Below are 18,492 nucleotides of genomic sequence, written 5' to 3'. Positions count from 1 at the left end.
CATCTAAAAGGCGAAGAGCTCATCACCCACCTGGGTTTGGAATATTATGATTGATTACCAGGGCTGGTGATTAACGGTTTGCAACAGAAAAAATAGATCAGGATGATTGACGATTGTCTGAACCATCACCGCTGAAAAACGTACTCAAGATCTCCTTGCCAGCGGTGATCGATCTCTCGGCCTCAACATTTATGTGGACCTACGAAGCGATCTTAATTGGAAAAATCAGCGCTGCTGCTTTCGCAGGTCACGGAATGGCAATTCAAATCATAGTGGTGATCTTAACGCTTTTGCTAACGTTTATCGTTGGCAGCTCAATCATCATCAATCGGTATTTGGGGGCAAAGAACTACTGGGAAGCCAATCATATTTTGGGTCAGGCCCTTATGTTGGGGATTTTCATGGCCATCCTAATTGCTTTGCTGTGGTTCTTTGGCGCCGAGGCTATTTTTAGTCTAATAGGAGGTCAGGCGAGGGTAGCCGGTGTCACCTATCTTAAAACGTTAGCAATGTTTGGACCACTGGTTTTAACAAATTTTATTGCCCTGGGAATCATTCGTGGTGCCGGCGAAACACGTTTCGCGATGATGGTTAATCTTTCTATCGTAACTTTCAATTTTATTTTGGCGCCGCTTTTAATTTTTGGTTTGATCGGGTTACCTCGGCTAGAAGTCCGTGGCGCTGCCCTTGCAATGGGTATTTCCCACTCACTCGGTTTTTTTGCAACTTTGTTTCTATTACGAAGCCGAAAGTCGGTTTTATTTCTTTCGTTTAGAGAATTGACCACGCCAAATCTGAAGACGTTCAAAAGATTGTTCCAGGCCGGCATTCCCACAACGGTTGAACAACTGGTTTGGGCTTTAGGCCAGTTGGTGGTATCCGGATATGCAGCACGCATTGGCATCGTTGTTTTGGCAACCCATCAAGTGCTTTTGCGAATTCAGTCCATTTTGTCGATGTTTTATTTAGGATTTAGTTTGGGAGCCATGACCTTAGTGGGTAAGAATATAGGGGCGGATGATCGCAAGGGCGCCCTCAAAACCGCTTTTGCAGCGAATTGGGTTGTGTTTGTTTTTGCGTTTGGCGTGTTTGCTTTAATTGCTATTTTTTCGAAACCCTTGATTGCTGTTTTTACCTCAGACCCTGAAGTTCTCGAAATAGGTTCGGCAGTCATTATTATATTTGCTCTTGTTCAAATCCCCAAGGCTTTGGATGGTGTTTTGATTGGGACCTTGCGTGGAGTGGGAGATCTGAAATGGTTGATGGTTGTAACAATCTTAAGCGTGCTCTTTTTAGAAATCGGACTCAACTGGGCCCTGGTTTTTGTACTTAACTATTCTCTTTTGGCTTTGTGGCTGGTTCATTTTTTTGATGAAATCTTAAGATCCGGGATTAATTATTTGCGTTTTAGAAGCGGAAAATGGAAGATGGTTGAATTTTAGTGAAACGAGTGATGCAAGGCAATTTAATCACATTCGAAGGTATTGACTTTTCAGGAAAATCAGTTCAGGCGAACTTTTTGAATGAGACTTTGAAAGGTCGCAAACTGCCGGTTCTTTTTTTGCGTGAACCCGGTGGAACTGAAATATCTGAGAAGATAAGAGCCGTTTTATTAGACAATGCGAATCACAAAATGAGCGCGATGACCGAGGTCTTACTTTACTCTGCAGCACGTGCGCAAATGGTTCGGGAGAGTATCATTCCGCATTTGGAAAAAGGCTTTGTTGTGATTTGCGATCGATATTTCGATTCGACAACTGCTTACCAGGGATTTGGGCGAAAAATTGATTTGGATTTTATCAAAAAATTGAATAGTTTTGCTACTGAAGAACTTGTGCCGGATTTGACATTTTTAATCGATTTGGATCCGGAAATCGCTTTACAGCGAAAAAAAACAGATTTGGATCGTTTGGAAAAAGAAAATTTGGAGTTTCACCAAAGAGTAAGAAACGGCTATTTAGAGATCGCGCAATCGAACACAGAACGATTTGTGATTATTGATGGAAAGCAATCGATTGAAGTGATTCAAGATGAAATATTCATGGAAGTAAAATCAAAATTAGCAATATGAAGTAACTGTTTGACTGGAGGTCTAAATGTCAACGAAAAAACAAATTTCATTAATTGCGGCTTTAGTTGTCGCGTTAGTTATCAGCGGCTGGTTATCTGGCTGGGTTTCAGCTTACAGTCCGGATTATTATCACCAAATAAAAAAGAATATCGAGGTTTTCGGCCGCGTCTATCAGGAAATTGCCCAAAAATATGTAGTGGAAGTAGACCCCGAAAAATTCATGAAAGCGGGCATCGAAGGGATGCTTTCAACTCTTGATCCTTATACTGTTTTAGTTGAAAAAGAAGACAATGCCGAGCTTCAGATTATGTCTTCGGGAAAATACGGCGGTTTAGGAATGCGAATTGGTTTGCGTTCCGGATGGCCGACCGTAGTCGAGCCTCCATTTGAAAGGACACCTTCACTAAAAGCCGGCATTCGCGAAGGCGACCAAATTATTGAAGTTGACGGGCAATCTACTAAAGGACTTACAGTAAGTAAAGTCGCGAATTTTCTTCGCGGCGAAATTGGCAGTGAAGTTTTCTTGAAAATATCACGTGAAGGCGAGGAAGAGAGCATTGACTTTCGTTTGATTCGTGCTGAAATTATTGTGACGGACGTGCTTTATTCGGGAATTATCCAGGATGGTATCGGTTACATCCGTTTAATTCATTTTTCCCGCAATGCCGGCAAAGATATCGAAAAGTCCATCCGTCAACTTAAAAAGGAAGACTTGAAAGCGCTGATTTTGGATCTGCGCTCGAATCCCGGAGGGCTTTTGGATGCTGCGGTTAGTGTGAGTGAAAATTTTATTGATAAAGGAAAGTTAATTGTGTCAACTGAGGGTAGAACAAGAGGTTCGACCCAGAAATTTTATGCGGAAAAATCTCCGATGCTCGAAGATTTGCCGTTGGTGGTTTTAGTAAACGGATTTAGCGCCTCCGCTTCCGAGATTGTTGCCGGCGCCGTGCAGGATTTGGATCGTGGACTTATTATAGGCACAAACACTTTTGGTAAAGGACTTGTGCAAACTGTAATACCCATCTCTGGTGAGGCGGCACTCAAAATTACGACTGCAAAGTACTTGATCCCAAGTGGCCGTTCTATCCAGGATCCAAAGAAGGCTACTAAGAAATCGATTGGTTTGCTTCAAGCCGAAGATGTCTTTTCTGAAAGTGAAGATAAAAAGGAAAATGAGAAATCAGAGGAAAGTTCTAAAGATAAGGAATACTTCACTGCAAATGGAAGAAAAGTTTATGCCTCTCACGGGATTGCCCCGGATGTCATAGTGGAGCAAGAAACATTAAGCCGTTTCGAAGTAGAGCTGCTGCGAAAAACCATGCCGTTTCAGTTCTCAGTCAGATATGCCACAAAACATCCGGAATTACAAAAGGGTTTTGAAATAACCGAAGAGATGCTCGCTGAATTTGAAAGATTTTTAGAAGAAAAAAAGTTCGATTATACTTCCGATGCAGAGTCAGCATTAAAGAAAATAGAAGAAACGGCTCAGGAGGAGGAATATTTCGCATCGATTTCGTCTTCTGTTGAGGAGATCCGTTCAGCGATTTTACAGCATAAGAAAAAGGGCTTTGAAGTAAGTAGGGATTTTGTTGGGGAAGAGCTGCAACAGGAAATCTCCGCCAAGCTTTGGGGAACCAAGGCTGAACTGGAAGCCGGGTTTGATCAAGATGAAGCAGTTCAAAAAGCTATAGAGATACTTTCAGGTCCGAACCAATATCATTCTTACCTGGCAGGACCTAAGAAGAGGCCGGAGAAATAAGTCTCTCAAAAATGAAAGAGGCTGCTTGAGGTAGTCTAAAGATTTCTATTCTTTATCCTGCGCCAAATCCAAGGATTGGATCATTGGTTCGATGCGCTCACCATGAAGATATCCCATAGATACTCGATTAATGAAGGAGGGAGAAAGTGGCAAAATTTGTCTATCATTTCGGAGACGGTAAAGCAGATGGTCAGGCGGATATGAAGAATCTGTTGGGCGGCAAAGGCGCTAACCTAGCAGAGATGTCTATCCTGGGACTGCCTGTTCCACCCGGCTTCACTATTTCCACTGAAGTCTGTACCTACTTTTATCAACGCGACAAGCAATATCCCCCCGAACTCAATGAACAAGTTGAAGATGCTGTGCGTTATGTCGAAGAGATTCTTGGTTACAAGTTCTCTCATCCTGAAAACCCGCTGCTGTTTTCGGTGCGATCCGGGGCACGCATTTCCATGCCGGGGATGATGGAGACGGTCTTAAATGTTGGCCTCACCACCAAAACCATTCCTGGAATGATCAAAAGAACAAACAACGAACGGTTTGTTTATGATTCCTACCGAAGATTAATTTCTATGTACAGCGACGTGGTCATGGAAAAAGCGGCCGGAATTGAGCCGGCGGAAGGGCAGGGGATTCGACCGCAATTAGAAGGTTTGCTCCAAGAAGTTAAAGAGAGGAATGGTTATAAAAACGATGCAGATTTAACCGCCTCTGACCTCAAAGACTTGACCGAGAAAATGAAGACTAAAATTATGGATGTCTTAGGAAAAGATTTTCCTGATGAACCGAATGAGCAGCTTTGGGGCGGCGTTACAGCCGTTTTTAAATCCTGGAACGGCAAGCGCGCGATTGCTTACCGGAAAATCGAGGGAATTCCCGAAGAATGGGGAACTGCAGTGAACGTGCAATCCATGGTGTTTGGAAACACCGGAGACAAGTCGGCGACCGGGGTTGCCTTTACCCGTGATCCGGCGTCTGGAGAAAAATACTTCTATGGTGAGTGGCTCATCAACGCTCAAGGCGAAGATGTTGTCGCGGGAACCAGAACGCCCTACGCAATCAATATAAAATCCAAGCAGGATAACAACAAAGAGTTTCCTTCGTTAGAGGAACTGCTTCCTGAGACTTATAAGGAGTTGGAAGGTTATCGCACAAAACTGGAAACCCATTATCACGACATGCAGGATTTGGAGTTTACCGTTGAGGAGGGAAAACTTTGGATGCTGCAAACCCGGGCCGGTAAAAGAAACGGAATCGCTGCAACCCGAATAGCGGTGGAAATGCAGAAGGAAGGGCTTATTTCAAAAGAGCAGGCCTTGCAGCGGGTGAAACCTTCGCAATTGGATGAGCTGTTGCACCCAATGATTGACCCGGCTGCTGAGAAGACTACTCTTGCGATTACCAAGGGGTTGCCTGCAGGCCCGGGTGGCGCTATGGGACAAATTGTTTTCACGGCTGATTTAGCCGAAGAATTAGGCAACAAAGGAGAGAAAGTTATTCTTGTTCGGGAAGAGACCAGCCCGGAAGATGTTCACGGCATGAAACCAGCGCAGGCTATTTTGACTTCCAAAGGCGGCATGACCAGTCACGCGGCCCTGGTTGCGCGCGGTTGGGGCAAGTGCTGTATCGTCGGCTGTGGGGATTTAAGCATCGATTTTAAAAGTAGGACCGCCACTTTTGGTGAAACGGTTTTAAAAGAAGGCGACTGGATTAGTTTGAACGGCACCAAGGGTCTTATTTATAAAGACAAAATGCCGCTGATTACTATCGATCCGGGAAACAACGAATATTATAACCAGCTTTTGAGTTGGGCGGATGAAATCCGAAAGCTGAAAGTTCGCACGAATGCCGACTCCCCTGAGGATTCTGCCGCTGCAATCAAGTTTGGCGCGGAAGGCATCGGTCTTTGCCGCACAGAACACATGTTTTTTGGCGATCGAATCTGGGCAATGCGAGAAATGATTATGGCCGATGATCTGGATGGCCGTAAAAAAGCTCTTCAAAAATTACTGCCAATGCAAAGACAAGATTTTTACGGAATTTTCAAAGTTATGGGAGAGCGTCCGGTTACCATTCGACTGCTCGATCCGCCGTTAAACGAGTTTGTACCTCAGGAACCTGATACACAAAAAGAGATGGCAGAACATTTGGGCATTTCGGTGGAAGCAGTTAAACAAAAGGTTAAATCTCTGCACGAATTTAATCCCATGCTTGGACACCGCGGCTGCCGACTTGGAATTACTTACCCGGAAATCACCGAAATGCAAGCACGGGCAATCATTGAAGCGGCTGCTCAGTGTTATGCTGAAGGGATTAAAGTTTTCCCGGAAATCATGATTCCGTTAATCGGAACCGAAGCTGAGTTTACCAATCAAAAGAAAATAATTGACAGAGTTGCCGATGAGGTTCAAAAAGAGAAAGGCGTCACGGTTAACTTTCTGGTGGGAACGATGATCGAGATTCCGCGCGCTACTTTGGTGGCGGATAAAATCGCTGAAACCGCTGAGTTTTTCTCTTTTGGGACGAATGACTTAACACAGATGACATTTGGTTATTCCCGAGACGACGCCGGCAAGTTTCTTTATGATTATTTTGAAAATAAGATTTTACCAAGCGATCCGTTTCAAACTATCGATCAGGAAGGAATCGGTCAGCTTATTATTTTGGGTGTGGAGAAAGGCCGGAAAACGCGACCTGATTTGAAAATCGGTATTTGCGGAGAACACGGCGGCGACCCGGACTCGGTGAAATTTTGCCACCGCGTCGGCATGGATTATGTAAGCTGCTCGCCGTTCCGGGTGCCGATTGCACGGCTGGCGGCAGCACAAGCAGTGATTGAAGATTCAAATTGAAATATTTTCTGATTTCGTTTAAAAATTTGTGAAAAAAATCGCCCACCCAAAAGTGGGCGTTTTTTTTGGGTCAGTCTAATCATCCCAAACATTTTTTCCAAGCAGAAAAACTTGCAAAAATAGGGTTGATTTGGTATAATATCAACAAATGGAGTTTTCGCTTTGGCTGCAAATTCAAAATATAATTTCTTGATTGTCGAAGACAACGACACCATGCGCGAGGGCATCGTGCGCGTCGTGGAAAAAATGGGACACAAAACCGTTGAGACTTCAGATGCTGAACAGGCAGAAAAGCAATTATCCAAAACGAAATTTGATCTGTTGATTTCCGATTATAAGCTTCCCGGCATGACCGGGCTCGATCTGCTTGAAAAAGTCAAACAAAGCTGCCCGGAAACGGAAACGCTGCTCATTACTGCCTACGGCAGCATCGAGCTGGCCGTTGAAGCAATGAAGAAAGGCGCCGCCGATTTTATCACCAAGCCCTTCTCTCCGGAAGAGCTTACTTTAAAAGTGAACCTGGTTCTGGAACGAGTGCAACAAAAAGCCGAGCTGCAGCGTGTCTCGGAAGAGAACCACTATTTGCGCGACCAATTGGACGGGCAATTTAATTTTGGAGAGATTATCGGCAACTCACCGGTGATGCAGACCGTTTTCAGAACGATTGAAAAGGTCGCTAAAGGAGATTCGTCGATTATTGTTTATGGAGAAAGCGGCACCGGCAAAGAATTAGTGGCTCATGCGATCCATAAAACCAGCCCCCGAAAAGATCGTGCGTTTATTCGTGTCAATTGCGGGGCACTTGCGGAAGGCGTCCTGGAATCAGAGCTGTTTGGTCACGAAAAAGGCGCATTTACCGGGGCTATTAAAAGAAAAAAAGGCCGGTTTGAGCTGGCGCAGGGTGGCAGCATCTTTTTGGATGAAGTCGGCGATATTCCGCTAGGGACTCAAGTGAAACTCCTGCGAGTCCTGCAGGAAAAAGAGTTTGAGCGGGTTGGAGGAGAAGAGACCCTCTCAGTTGATACACGGATCATTGCGGCTACCAACAAAAACCTCCAGGAAGAGATCAACAAAGGAAATTTCAGGGAAGATTTGTACTACCGGCTGCACGTCATTCCAATTCATTTGCCGCCTCTTCGTGAACGTAAAGATGACATTCACGCTTTGACCGAACATTTCATAAAAAAAATCAGTAAAGAGGTGAATATGCCACACCTAAAAATCGAAGCCGGAGTTCTTGATAAATTGCGAACATATAATTGGCCGGGCAATGTGCGCGAGTTCGAGAACGTTTTGGAAAGAGCCGCTGTACTCTGTGATGATGCCTATATTCTGGCATCCGATCTACCTTTGTTTTCGGAAGGCGCCCAAACATTGACTTATTCGCAACCGGATGGCTTAAACTTGAATCGCACCCTGGAAACAACCGAAAAGCAGCTTCTGGAAAAAGCCATGGACAAAGCTCACGGCGTAAAAACCGAGGCGGCGAAACTTTTAGATATCAAGACCAGCGCCCTTTACTACAAACTTGAGAAATACGGTCTGCTTTGATCTGGCACGAATATTGTAGATTTTCAGGACGGTATTCGATGAGTGAACAACAAGGAACGAAATGCGCACTGGAAAATATCTCTCGAAAAGTGGGAATAATAAAATGAAATTAGTTGCTATGATTATCTTCGCACTATTGTTAATTGCCGAAGCAAATATGTTTGCCCAGGGTTCGATGCGGGCTCTTGAATTTCAATTTGTGAAAATTGATTCGGCCGTATCCGAGCTCGAAAATCAAAAAAATAGTTTAAACGAACCGTTGCAGCAGAATGCCGCCCAAATTCAGGAATTAAAAAATAAAAGTGAGCTCAATTACTTTCAGCACCAAAAGTTGGAGGGACTGCTTAAAGACTCGCAGGACCTTTCAAATCGAATGGCTAATTTTGATTCTGAGATCCACAAAATGAATCAGAACCTCGTTAAAGCCGGAAATGAGCTTTTAACAATTTATGACTCCGAAATCAGAAAAAGCTTGAACAATTTTGAAAACAGGCATCTTTCGCAGGAATATCGTAAAACCATTTTGCAGAATATCGAGACTTTGCGCCGAAAAATAAGAAATATAAAAAGCAGAATCGGCCAAGAGAATACAATAGAAATTAGAATGTCACAACTCAGAATTGCGCCGGAAGATACTCCCAGAAAAATTAAACAAAAAGCAGATTTACTAAAAGATCAGGAGGATAAATACAGGCATTTGGCAAGCCGATTGAGCAGTCAGAGGGAGGATTTAACAAAGGAACTCAACCTTCGCAATCGGATTGACGAACTGGTGACTGATTTGGCTCTCTTTGATCAGCAAGAGGAGATTCTAGGCAACTTGATTGCTTCAGATGGTAGCAGCCGGTTAGCTGCTGCTGACGACTCAAATCCCGACACTGAGATTAGTCAAGGATTTAGAGCTTCTGAAACCCATCTGATTTTTGTCGGTCAAAAGGACTTTGATTTTTCAACTCTTTCAACTGAACAATTGGAAGAGGTCATCGAAAATCTGCTGGCAGAAGAGAAGCAGGCCGAAGTAAAAGCAGACAGCCTCGGCAAGCAGGCAGAGACTTTTTATAAAGCGGTTAAGCAGTCAAAAAAGCAATAGACTTTTGGTGAAAAATTCTCTGCAAAGTATTCGAGTCCTACTGTTTTTATATTTGTTACTATTGATTTGTCCGAGTGCGAGGGCTCAAAATAATGGAAAATGGCGAATCAAAAACAGGCTGCAAACAAGCTATGAATTCGATGACAACATCAGAGAAAACACCACCGATAGTCTTAAAAAAAATGACTCCTCTTTAAGGTTCCTTTTTCACTCCCGCGCTTCACGTTCAGGTGCTAACACGCGCCTGGCCTTTTCTTATCAGGGCGGCTTACAATCTTATTTTCACCACTCAATTGAGAATAAACTTATTAACGAAGTCCAATTCTCCGGACAATATCGATTGAACAAAGCTGCTGCGGGAGTTCGAGGTAGCGGCCGTTTAAAAATCTATCTAAACCATACTTTAGATTACTCAACAGGTTCTTTTGAACTGTTTTTTAAACTCCCACCAGTTTTGAATTTTTTCAATGAATTCGCAATTAATACCGCCGGATTAGAATATCAAAATTTCCCTGGTTTTAATTATTCTGAAAAACAGTTAAAGTGGACTATTTCAAAAAAATTATCTTCCGGGTTGACCGGCGTTCTTGAACTCTCCGGAAAATCGATTGATTACCATCGAAACATCATTATTACAATTGAAGACTCAACAGACTTTCCAGACATACAGCAAAAGGATGATAATTATAAATTTCAATTTAAGTTAAATTACACAAAATTATTTTTGGTTAATTTTAATTATTCGTTTCAGCACAACGATTCAAACAGTCCCGGATACAATTACACCCGCCACCAATTTGTGCTAATCGTCGGTGTTCCGCTGTCGAGCAAAACCTGGCTCAGGGGCTACGCCGCCGCCCAAATTAAGATCTATCCCGAAGAGGTTCTGCCGATTTTTCCGACTGATGTCGATACCGAAAGAGAAGAAAGCAATTTTTTTGTTCTCGACATTTCAAGAGACTTGAGCCCAAGTTTATCGGCACTGCTTCGATTTGCTTATTACAACAATGAGTCGGTTATCCGCAGCCGGTTTTATCGCAAAGCCATTCTCACCGCCGGGTTTGATTTTCGCTTTTAAGCTGCATTTTTATCAGATTTTTGATGAAATCTCAGATTTCTGATACACAAATGTGCCTACTTCCTGTTGAATTAATTTTAAAAACCTTGCTGCAAACGGAGCCAGAAAGTTTTTTGCGCATGGAATCCGGATGAATAGAAATTTGAAATCTCTATTTTCTATTTTGGCATACCCGTTGCAAGTAAACTGCATGATTCTAATTCATATCAAAACCTGAGGTGACAATGAAACGTGTTATTTATTCAACAATTACTCTTTTTGTTCTGTTTTTCGTTGCCTGCGACTTTCCATCACCTTTTAGTGGGGGTGAGCAACAAACCGACACTCCGCAGGAAATTGTTGCACCGGGAACCATTTTTCTGAATGTCGACATTTCCGGTGGATTTGCCGGAGTCCAGCAAAATTTGCAGGTGGATGAGTCCGGCAATGCTTTTTTTAAAGACAGCTTGCGCCCGGGAGCCAATTGGAAAATTCAACTCGCGCCGGCACAACTGGAAGATATCAAAAAATTGATGACCGAAAATGATTTTTTTGGATTAAACGACTCATACATTGATAATCGCACGGCTGACGCTTTTATTTATGCCATTTCTTACCGTGAAAACGATCAGAGTAAAACGGTGCATACTGATGGCATCTCCGTTCCTGAAAATCTTGCCAGAATTATTCAAGGAATTTTGGGACTCATCTCTAAAGTAACCGGCTATGGTCTACAGTTTGATCTGCGGCTCAGTCAATCCCAAATAAACCCGGATGAAAGTGTAGAGATGACGCTTTTGGTCACAAATGTCAGCGACCGATCGGTTAGGCTTAGATTTGAGTCGGGACAAGTATTTGACTTTCTGGCTGTGAAGGAGCCGGTGGTAGGGGATGGACCGGAGTTTTTGGTCTGGAACTGGGCTCACGGGAAAGCCTTCACTTTACAAATTTGGACGCTGGATATTCAACCTGGCGAAACAAAATCTTATCAAGTCACCTGGGACGGCCGCGACAATAACGGCGATGCTCTTACCGGGCGATTTGCAATTCGAGCGGTCCTGGTGTCCATACCTGGTGGAAGTCCCATACAAAAATACCTTGATGTGGTAAATTAAATGAAAAAGTTGAATACTCTTCTTGCTCTGGTAACTTTGTCAGCCTCTCTTCATTCATTTGTTTTTAGTATGGATGACAAATCGAACCAATATTTCCCGGTTGGGAAAGGAGACTCATGGACTTATAAAAATGTGGAAAAGAACTTCACCTGGACGATTGAGGTTGTCGGCGGCAGAACAATAAACGAAAAAGAATATTTTATCTTCAAAAGAAGCTTTGAAAATAACGCTTATTCCGATAGCAGCTTTTATCGAGTCGATGACGGCGGGAAAGTTTTCATCAATTACTTTGAAAAAGACTTCCTGTTAATCGACTTTAATCTTGGCAAGGGAGCCGAATGGCAGAGCTATGGCGCTTTCAAAGCGGGAATACCTAATACGGACGAAGTCGTTTTGGTGCCGGCAGGTAATTTCACGAACTGCATTGAGGTTTTGTTTGATATGCCAGTCACCCAAGGACCTGAACGTGTGTGTAAGTATGCGCCGGGAGTCGGGCTTGTCGAATACAAAACGGCCGACGGCCTATCAAAATTGATCTCAGCTAACGTAGATGGTGTTTCCTATCCAATCCAGAAGCATTTGATTACATCGAAAATTATTGAGTAGTTTTTGAGTTGAGAAAAATGAAAAAAGCTAACCCGCCACAGGTATCAAATAGATTTAGCATAACCCCGTTTACTCCTCCTCCTTGGTTTTTATTCTCATGGATAGAGGCTCAAGTCAGGTTTGCTTTTTCATTAATTTGAAAATAAAATGAAATTGAGATTTTTAATAATTATCGATCCTGATACCAAAGCGATCCTGGGCGCTCTTTTACGTTTATAGCCAAAATAATTATTTCGGAGGTAGAACCATGAAACTAAAAATCATTGCACTGCTCACTTGCCTGTTCCCCCTGCAACTCATTGCTCAATCAAACAGCGGCTGGCAGCTCATTGCACTCGGAGGCGTGTTTACACCTATCGATGAAGAAATCCAGAATATTTATGGCGATGCTCCGCTAGGGAAAATAGTGCTTTCATCGCCTTTGGGAAAACAGGGGCGCTTGAAATTTGGCGTGAACTCATTCAACCGCAGCGGCGATCCCTTCTATCAATCGCCGGACTTCAATGCCGGGAACGCCGCCGACTTGACTCTGACCGGAGTTTCACTTTCGCTGGAAACCAATCCGCTAACTTCCGGGCATCCCATCGTTCGGCTGGGAGCCGGCATTGAATATGTGTTTGGCAAGGAAAGAATCGTCGAGCAAAAATCCGGAACAGGCCGGGCTGTGGGCGCACATCTTTCCTTGACGCCCGAATTTCCTATCTCGAAGCGAGTTTCATTTTTTGCAGAAGCAAGTTACCGCTTTTTGGAGATAACCTTTAAAAGAGACAGAGACCGGTATAAATTTGATCTCTCCGGTGCAAATTTGCTTGTGGGGCTAGGGTATAAATTCGGAGAGTAATATGAAGCAAATGTTTTTTTATATCAGTTCCTTTTTTCTTGTTTTTCTAATATCCTCGTGTAAAAACGAGTCTATCAATTTCCCTGAAATGTTAACCCATTCTCAATGGCAGGTACTCAATATTGAGAATTATGAGTTTGAGCAGAGTGTCATTTGTTTCTGTGCTCCGCCTGCCGGACGATTTCATAAAATAACTGTCGAATTCGGTGCAATTGTCGAAATTACCGACCTGGAAGATGGCCGTTCTTTACCGAGCGAAAACTTTGATTTTTTTAAAACGATTTCCCAGCTTCTCGAATTTGTTGAATCTATCAATCCGGATAGTGTGGCAGTTTTTAATATTGAATACGATAGTAACTTTGGCTTTCCGAGTTCTATTTATGTGGATTTTCACCAGGGGATTGCAGACGAGGAGATAGGCTATGAGACAAGAAATTTCAAGGGTAATTGAAAGAGGTGTTGCGAATCGATGAAAAAGAAATCACTGACAAAGTTTTTTCTTAGTATCCTGATTTTCGTGATTGGGTTTGGCTTAATATCCTGTGATATATTTGGAGAAAATTCCACACTTATCCGCATTCACAATGCCAGTGAGTACGACTTTCTGCGCGTGGAAGTCAACACTTATGATGAGCCGATAAATTACGGTACAATAAAAAGCGATGAGAAGTCGCGTTATAAAACTTTTGAGGTGGCCTACCGATATGCTTACGTTCGACTCTTTGTGGACGAGAATGAATTTATTATTCAGCCGATTGACTTTGTAGGCGAAACACCGCTTGGCTCCGGGAAATTTACCTACGTTCTCGAAGTCATCGATTTTGAAAACCGGATACTCAATATTAAGACAAATAAAGATTAAATTTGAAATAAAAACTACAACTTAGGAGGTAAAGTCATGAGAAAAATTATTAATATGCTCGCAGTTTGGTCCGCACTCTTTTTGATGGTCGCTGTCTCTTATGAGAGCGGGGACAGCTACTGCGTTATTTTTCCGCAAAATGGTCGCGATATATTTGGCGTGGCTCAACGAACAATCCTGGTTTTTGGGGAAGGTGAAGTCTCTTTAATTCCGCAGGTACACTTTGAGGGCGATGCCCGCGATTTCGGTATTCTTGTGCCGGTGCCGGCAGAACCGAGTCTTTCTACCGTTGGCTCAAACATCTTTACTGAGGCCAGCTTTATGACGCAACCCATTATCCGGCAGAGTACCAGTGGCTGCGGCTGCGACGATAATAATCAAATTGTCGGGCCGGCATTTCTGCGTAGTTTTGCCGAAGGTGACCTCGTTCAAGATGCAGCCAGTGGCGTGACCGTGATAAGCGAAGAGATCGTCGGGATGTTTCAGGCCGCGATTTTACAGGCCACAAGCGCTGATGATTTAACTCAATGGCTGAATGAAAACAATTACAAATTTGATCCCGCCGATGCTCAAGTACTGGCGGACTATATAACGAAAAATTGGTTTTTTGTGGCAATGAAGCTGGATCCGAGTCAAGTTCCGCCATTGATCAATCAATGGTGGGCTGCAACGACTTCACCGGTCAAAATCACGTTTGATTATGCAAATACCTCATTGACTTATCCGTTGAAAATCTCTGCGATCAGTACGAATGAGCGCACTGAAGTTTTGGTTTACAGCATTGGCAAAGATCCCATGCGCTTTCCCGGTGCCAAAGTAGAGTACGCAAACGAAATTGATGAAACCGAAGCTGAGTCCATCGCACTTCAATATCCAACGATGGCCAACTATATTCCGCCAGGTGTTTTCGTAACCAAGTTACGCAGGACCTTTACCAAGTCCGAAATGCAGCAAGATATTGAAATCGAAACAACGGAGGATAGAAGGGAGTTTCGCGAAATCCGCTATGTCAACAACAGCGGCTTTGGCTGGGCCGGTATTTTGATTTTGGCCATCGTGCTTTTCTTAAATCGCAGAAAGAAGACCAATGCCACCTGAAATCGGTTTCCTAATCATTTATGTATGATGAAGACTTATTCTCTGGCATTTCTGCAAGGGGAAATCTTAGACCCAAAAAGATTTTAACAACCATCTTGGCTGAGAATTGGCGGAAGCACACTTGAAGATTAGAGGTACAAATTGAATAAATTTACTTGCTGTATTTTGGTACTTACGTTTATAATATTTCCCGGGAAGGAACTGCGAGCCTGCTCGTGTATACCGCCGCCACCCCCGTCCGAGGAATTCGAGAACTCGGATGCGGTTTTCATGGCCACGGTGACTTCCTTTAAACGTGCTGACGAGAACCGTCGGGTCGCGAAATTCACGCTTCTCAAACTTTGGAAAGGCAGCAAAGTCGGCGAAATCTTCACTGGCTTGAATTGTGCCTCCTGTGGCTTTGATTTTGTCGTCGGCAAAACATACGTGATTTACGCCGATATGAGCACAAACGGCGAACTTCGCACAAATATCTGCACCCGAACAGCATCTTTGGAGCGAGCTGGGGAAGACCTGGCTTTCCTCGAGCACAAAGATCCTTTTTTTTCACAGGAAGACTCAGGATGTTGCGGCTCTGTATCAGGCGGCGATGCATTAATGGCCGGGGGCGTGCTTTTGTTTCTTTTTCTACGGCGCAATTACACTCATGCAGCTTGACCAATATCCAGCTCAGCACGCTAGCAGACCTTCCGAATACGAGGTTTTGCATGTTATTTCAAATTCTAATTAGAAGCCAAAGTGGAGAACCAAATGACTAAATATGTGCTGGTAAGTTTAATGTTTTTTCTTGGCTGCGAGAATTCAATTAACTCTTCAAAAACAAATGAGGTTTCGACGAAATTCTTTCTTAAGAATAGCCAGGACATTGACACAACCCAATTTAATTTCGGGCAGGACATAAACTTTCGCTTTGCAATCGAAAACACATCTGAAAATAGTTATTCGTTTATTAATCAGGACACGGGCCCATTTGTAATATTTGAGGTTTTTAAGGGAGATAGCTTACTTGGAAGCTCAGTTGATGGGGTTTTCTACATTCCGCTTATAGTTGAAGATACATTGAAAGCTGGCCATACTTTAACTGTGGAATACAATTGGTTATCTGTTAATCTGCACACGCCGCTGCCGCTTGGAGAGTATATCGCAAAAGCAACGCCAAGGCTGGATTTTAAAGACATTGAAAATCCAGTTTCAGAAGAACTTAACTTTCGCGTCATTGCCATGTCAGATCTTGTAAAAATAAGTGATCTCCCGCCCGATTCAATCCAACTTGATCAATTTGATTTGAATTCAGTTGTAGTCGCCGGTAATGAAATCAGTTTGAATTTGTCTTACAGCGGCGGGTGCGAAGAACACGAATTTGAGTTGTTCATGAGCCCGGGAGCATTCATGGAATCAAACCCGGTTCAGGCGAATCTTTTTCTCCGGCACAACGGCAAGGATGATGCTTGTGATGCCTACATTACCATAGAGGTTTCATTTGATTTGTCCCCGCTTGCCGAATTATATCAGCAGTTCTATGGACGAAAGGATGAAATTGTTCTAAACGTTTTTGATTATTTTCAAGGTCAGCCGGGCAATCACTTGACCGCCAGGTATTTTCCATGATGTAGATGACGCGTTTAGCATTTCTGTAACTTGTCCAAAAAATCACTCTCACTCCTGAATACAAGAAAGCTGGGATTCCCGCCTTTTCCCTGAAAATTATCAAACTCAACTTAAGTCTCTTCCTTTCATCTGATTTCCACTCTTTCAGAATTAATAAACATGAAAAGGGTAAATATTTTTTTGACATTTTGCTTTATTTTGTGGAGGTTTTGAACTAAATTCATCTTGAGTTCAAAACAGTTTTAAATTTTTATAAATTAGTTTCATCTGAGAATTAGTTGCTCTGATTTAATGAAATTGAAACACCGACGGACACCGAATATCACTGAAAACTGCGTAAATACCTCAGTTTTAAATAGAAACTTGACAACGTTTGTATTGCAAATTGAAAAAGACTTATTAACTCTCGGAAAATCTTCGCTGTTTTCAGTGTCATTCGGTGTTTAATATTTTTTTCTTATAAAATCACGGTTTATGTAAAATTTCTGTAACTCTTTTTCAGATGATCCATAATATAAATAGAGAAACATGACTGAATCAAAGATAAAGCGTGTTGGCATTGTCACCGGCGGCGGTGACTGTCCGGGTTTGAATGCGGTCATCCGGGCAGTTGCTAAAGCGGCCATGGGCGAATGCGGTGCGAGCGTCGTGGGCATCCAGGATGGATTTGAGGGCTTTGTTGAGGATCGAATTCACGACCTTAGCAATAAAGAAGTTTCAGGGATTCTAAGTTTAGGCGGAACGATTTTGGGCACTTCCAACAAAGGCGACCCATTTCACTATCCCGTGGAAGACCGGAACGGGCAGATAAAAATCGTTGATGAATCAGAGCGGGTGATGCGGAATTACCGGCGCTGGGGTCTGGATGCTCTGGTTGCAATCGGCGGCGACGGCACAATGCACATCTGCCAAAAATTGTCGGAAATGGGGATGAACATCGTTGGCGTTCCCAAAACAATCGATAACGATCTTTCGGCAACCGATCAGACCTTTGGCTATGATTCAGCGCTCTTCGTTGCGACCGAGGCCATTGACCGTTTGCACACGACTGCTTCCTCACACCACCGGGTGATGGTTATCGAGGTGATGGGCCGGTATGCCGGCTGGATTGCTTTAGGTGCGGGGCTTGCCGGTGGCGCTGATATTATCCTGATTCCTGAAATTCCATTCAAATGGCAAAGTATTTATAAAAAAGTACAAGAACGCAGCTTGCACGGTAAGCGCTTCAGTATTGTTTGTGTCGCCGAAGGCGCCAGGCCGGAAGACGGTGAATTGATGGTCAAAGAAGTGGATATAAAACGAACCGACGTTAAACGTTTAGGCGGCATCGGCGAGTTGGTTACCGAGAAAATATCAGAAGATACCGGTCTGGAAGCGCGGGTAACGGTTTTGGGTCATTTACAGCGTGGCGGCTCACCCACACCGTTCGACCGAAATCTTTCAACTAAGTATGGCGTGAAGGCTTGTGAGCTTGCGGCAAAAGGGTTGTTTGGAATCATGGTTTCCTTGAGAGGAAACAAAATTGATTATGTGCCCATCAAAGAAGCGATCGCCAACCTGAAAACAGTGCCTTTAGATTGCGATGAAGTTGTGGCGGCACGTGCACTTGGGACGGCTTTTGGGGATGAGTGAATTGATATACTCTCAATCTTCTAGTATATCTTTTCTTCAGCGATTCAACGTGCTCTTAAGTGTTTACAGCATAAGAAATTTTGGCTTACTGCTCGGTTGCCGATCTCATTTCAGTTAACAGGAGATTAAGGTTGAACTCATTGTGTTTGTATAAGGATGCACAATTAAAACCAGCTGTATTCTTATATGACCGCAGTTGCTATTTCGTCTGGAATTTTTTTTGATGGAAGAGAATAGCACGATTATTTACTTGACCCGGGTTGCGATGGCCTCGGCAATCAGCCGATTGCCAGTCCGATTGGAATGGACCCAATCGTGCATAAGCGCTGATCCGCGAAACTGTGGGTCTG

16 protein-coding genes are annotated in these 18,492 nt (G+C 43.4%); all 16 read left to right on the top strand.

Annotation, left to right across the window (positions count from 1 at the left end; genetic code table 11):
* The first annotated feature begins 113 nt into the window (after nucleotides 1-113).
* The 16 genes from IH879_07070 to IH879_06995 all read left to right on the top strand — a co-directional run bounded on the left by IH879_07070 (nucleotide 114) and on the right by IH879_06995 (nucleotide 18,142).
* Nucleotides 114-1,442: an MATE family efflux transporter gene (locus tag IH879_07070; protein MCH7674697.1), complete on the top strand. Its 1,329-nt coding sequence runs from the start codon at nucleotides 114-116 to the stop codon at nucleotides 1,440-1,442.
* 11 nt (nucleotides 1,443-1,453) lie between these two features.
* Nucleotides 1,454-2,071: a dTMP kinase gene (locus tag IH879_07065; protein ID MCH7674696.1), complete on the top strand. Its 618-nt coding sequence runs from the start codon at nucleotides 1,454-1,456 to the stop codon at nucleotides 2,069-2,071.
* Between the two features lie 25 nt (nucleotides 2,072-2,096).
* A complete protein-coding gene (locus tag IH879_07060; GenBank protein MCH7674695.1) occupies nucleotides 2,097-3,830 on the top strand; it encodes a S41 family peptidase in 1,734 nt (577 codons plus the stop codon).
* A 146-nt stretch (nucleotides 3,831-3,976) separates the two neighbouring features.
* Nucleotides 3,977-6,682 carry a pyruvate, phosphate dikinase gene (locus IH879_07055; protein ID MCH7674694.1) on the top strand — a complete coding sequence of 902 codons (2,706 nt, stop codon included), beginning with the start codon at nucleotides 3,977-3,979 and terminating at the stop codon, nucleotides 6,680-6,682.
* A gap of 213 nt (nucleotides 6,683-6,895) precedes the next feature.
* The gene (locus IH879_07050) at nucleotides 6,896-8,233 is read left to right on the top strand and encodes a sigma-54-dependent Fis family transcriptional regulator (protein ID MCH7674693.1); all 1,338 of its coding nucleotides are present in this window, start codon (nucleotides 6,896-6,898) and stop codon (nucleotides 8,231-8,233) included.
* Nucleotides 8,234-8,336: 103 nt separating this feature from the next.
* Complete coding sequence (locus IH879_07045; GenBank protein MCH7674692.1) at nucleotides 8,337-9,323, top strand: hypothetical protein; 987 nt, start codon at nucleotides 8,337-8,339, stop codon at nucleotides 9,321-9,323.
* 4 nt (nucleotides 9,324-9,327) lie between these two features.
* Nucleotides 9,328-10,401, top strand: a complete 1,074-nt coding sequence (locus IH879_07040; GenBank protein MCH7674691.1) for a hypothetical protein — start codon at nucleotides 9,328-9,330, stop codon at nucleotides 10,399-10,401.
* Between the two features lie 224 nt (nucleotides 10,402-10,625).
* Nucleotides 10,626-11,495 carry a hypothetical protein gene (locus IH879_07035; GenBank protein ID MCH7674690.1) on the top strand — a complete coding sequence of 290 codons (870 nt, stop codon included), beginning with the start codon at nucleotides 10,626-10,628 and terminating at the stop codon, nucleotides 11,493-11,495.
* Nucleotides 11,496-12,101, top strand: a complete 606-nt coding sequence (locus IH879_07030; GenBank protein ID MCH7674689.1) for a hypothetical protein — start codon at nucleotides 11,496-11,498, stop codon at nucleotides 12,099-12,101.
* A 247-nt stretch (nucleotides 12,102-12,348) separates the two neighbouring features.
* On the top strand, nucleotides 12,349-12,942 hold the full coding sequence (locus tag IH879_07025; GenBank protein MCH7674688.1) for a hypothetical protein: 594 nt from the start codon (nucleotides 12,349-12,351) through the stop codon (nucleotides 12,940-12,942).
* 1 nt (nucleotide 12,943) lies between these two features.
* Complete coding sequence (locus tag IH879_07020) at nucleotides 12,944-13,393, top strand: hypothetical protein (protein ID MCH7674687.1); 450 nt, start codon at nucleotides 12,944-12,946, stop codon at nucleotides 13,391-13,393.
* 18 nt (nucleotides 13,394-13,411) lie between these two features.
* Nucleotides 13,412-13,804 carry a hypothetical protein gene (locus IH879_07015; protein ID MCH7674686.1) on the top strand — a complete coding sequence of 131 codons (393 nt, stop codon included), beginning with the start codon at nucleotides 13,412-13,414 and terminating at the stop codon, nucleotides 13,802-13,804.
* A 36-nt stretch (nucleotides 13,805-13,840) separates the two neighbouring features.
* The gene (locus IH879_07010; GenBank protein MCH7674685.1) at nucleotides 13,841-14,902 is read left to right on the top strand and encodes a DUF2330 domain-containing protein; all 1,062 of its coding nucleotides are present in this window, start codon (nucleotides 13,841-13,843) and stop codon (nucleotides 14,900-14,902) included.
* A gap of 141 nt (nucleotides 14,903-15,043) precedes the next feature.
* On the top strand, nucleotides 15,044-15,559 hold the full coding sequence (locus IH879_07005) for a hypothetical protein (GenBank protein MCH7674684.1): 516 nt from the start codon (nucleotides 15,044-15,046) through the stop codon (nucleotides 15,557-15,559).
* 93 nt (nucleotides 15,560-15,652) lie between these two features.
* Entirely contained in the window at nucleotides 15,653-16,510 is an 858-nt protein-coding gene (locus tag IH879_07000) for a hypothetical protein (GenBank protein MCH7674683.1), read from the top strand.
* Between the two features lie 528 nt (nucleotides 16,511-17,038).
* Entirely contained in the window at nucleotides 17,039-18,142 is a 1,104-nt protein-coding gene (locus IH879_06995; protein ID MCH7674682.1) for an ATP-dependent 6-phosphofructokinase, read from the top strand.
* The last annotated feature ends 350 nt before the right edge of the window (nucleotides 18,143-18,492 follow it).

This window comes from candidate division KSB1 bacterium, assembly GCA_022562085.1.
Taxonomy (GTDB): domain Bacteria; phylum Zhuqueibacterota; class Zhuqueibacteria; order Oceanimicrobiales; family Oceanimicrobiaceae; genus Oceanimicrobium.
Note: the sequence above shows the minus strand (reverse complement) of the source record. Positions and strands in the feature narration are given on the sequence as shown.

Excerpts from the sequence above, each read along its gene's own strand:
- IH879_07065 (MCH7674696.1), top strand. The coding sequence starts at position 1,454 with ATGCAAGGCAATTTAATCACATTCGAAGGTATTGACTTTTCAGGAAAA.
- IH879_07060 (MCH7674695.1), top strand. The coding sequence starts at position 2,097 with ATGTCAACGAAAAAACAAATTTCATTAATTGCGGCTTTAGTTGTCGCG.
- IH879_07050 (MCH7674693.1), top strand. The coding sequence starts at position 6,896 with ATGCGCGAGGGCATCGTGCGCGTCGTGGAAAAAATGGGACACAAAACC.
- IH879_07045 (MCH7674692.1), top strand. The coding sequence starts at position 8,337 with ATGAAATTAGTTGCTATGATTATCTTCGCACTATTGTTAATTGCCGAA.
- IH879_07035 (MCH7674690.1), top strand. The coding sequence starts at position 10,626 with ATGAAACGTGTTATTTATTCAACAATTACTCTTTTTGTTCTGTTTTTC.
- IH879_07030 (MCH7674689.1), top strand. The coding sequence starts at position 11,496 with ATGAAAAAGTTGAATACTCTTCTTGCTCTGGTAACTTTGTCAGCCTCT.
- IH879_07025 (MCH7674688.1), top strand. The coding sequence starts at position 12,349 with ATGAAACTAAAAATCATTGCACTGCTCACTTGCCTGTTCCCCCTGCAA.
- IH879_07020 (MCH7674687.1), top strand. The coding sequence starts at position 12,944 with ATGAAGCAAATGTTTTTTTATATCAGTTCCTTTTTTCTTGTTTTTCTA.
- IH879_07015 (MCH7674686.1), top strand. The coding sequence starts at position 13,412 with ATGAAAAAGAAATCACTGACAAAGTTTTTTCTTAGTATCCTGATTTTC.
- IH879_07010 (MCH7674685.1), top strand. The coding sequence starts at position 13,841 with ATGAGAAAAATTATTAATATGCTCGCAGTTTGGTCCGCACTCTTTTTG.
- IH879_07000 (MCH7674683.1), top strand. The coding sequence starts at position 15,653 with ATGACTAAATATGTGCTGGTAAGTTTAATGTTTTTTCTTGGCTGCGAG.
- IH879_06995 (MCH7674682.1), top strand. The coding sequence starts at position 17,039 with ATGACTGAATCAAAGATAAAGCGTGTTGGCATTGTCACCGGCGGCGGT.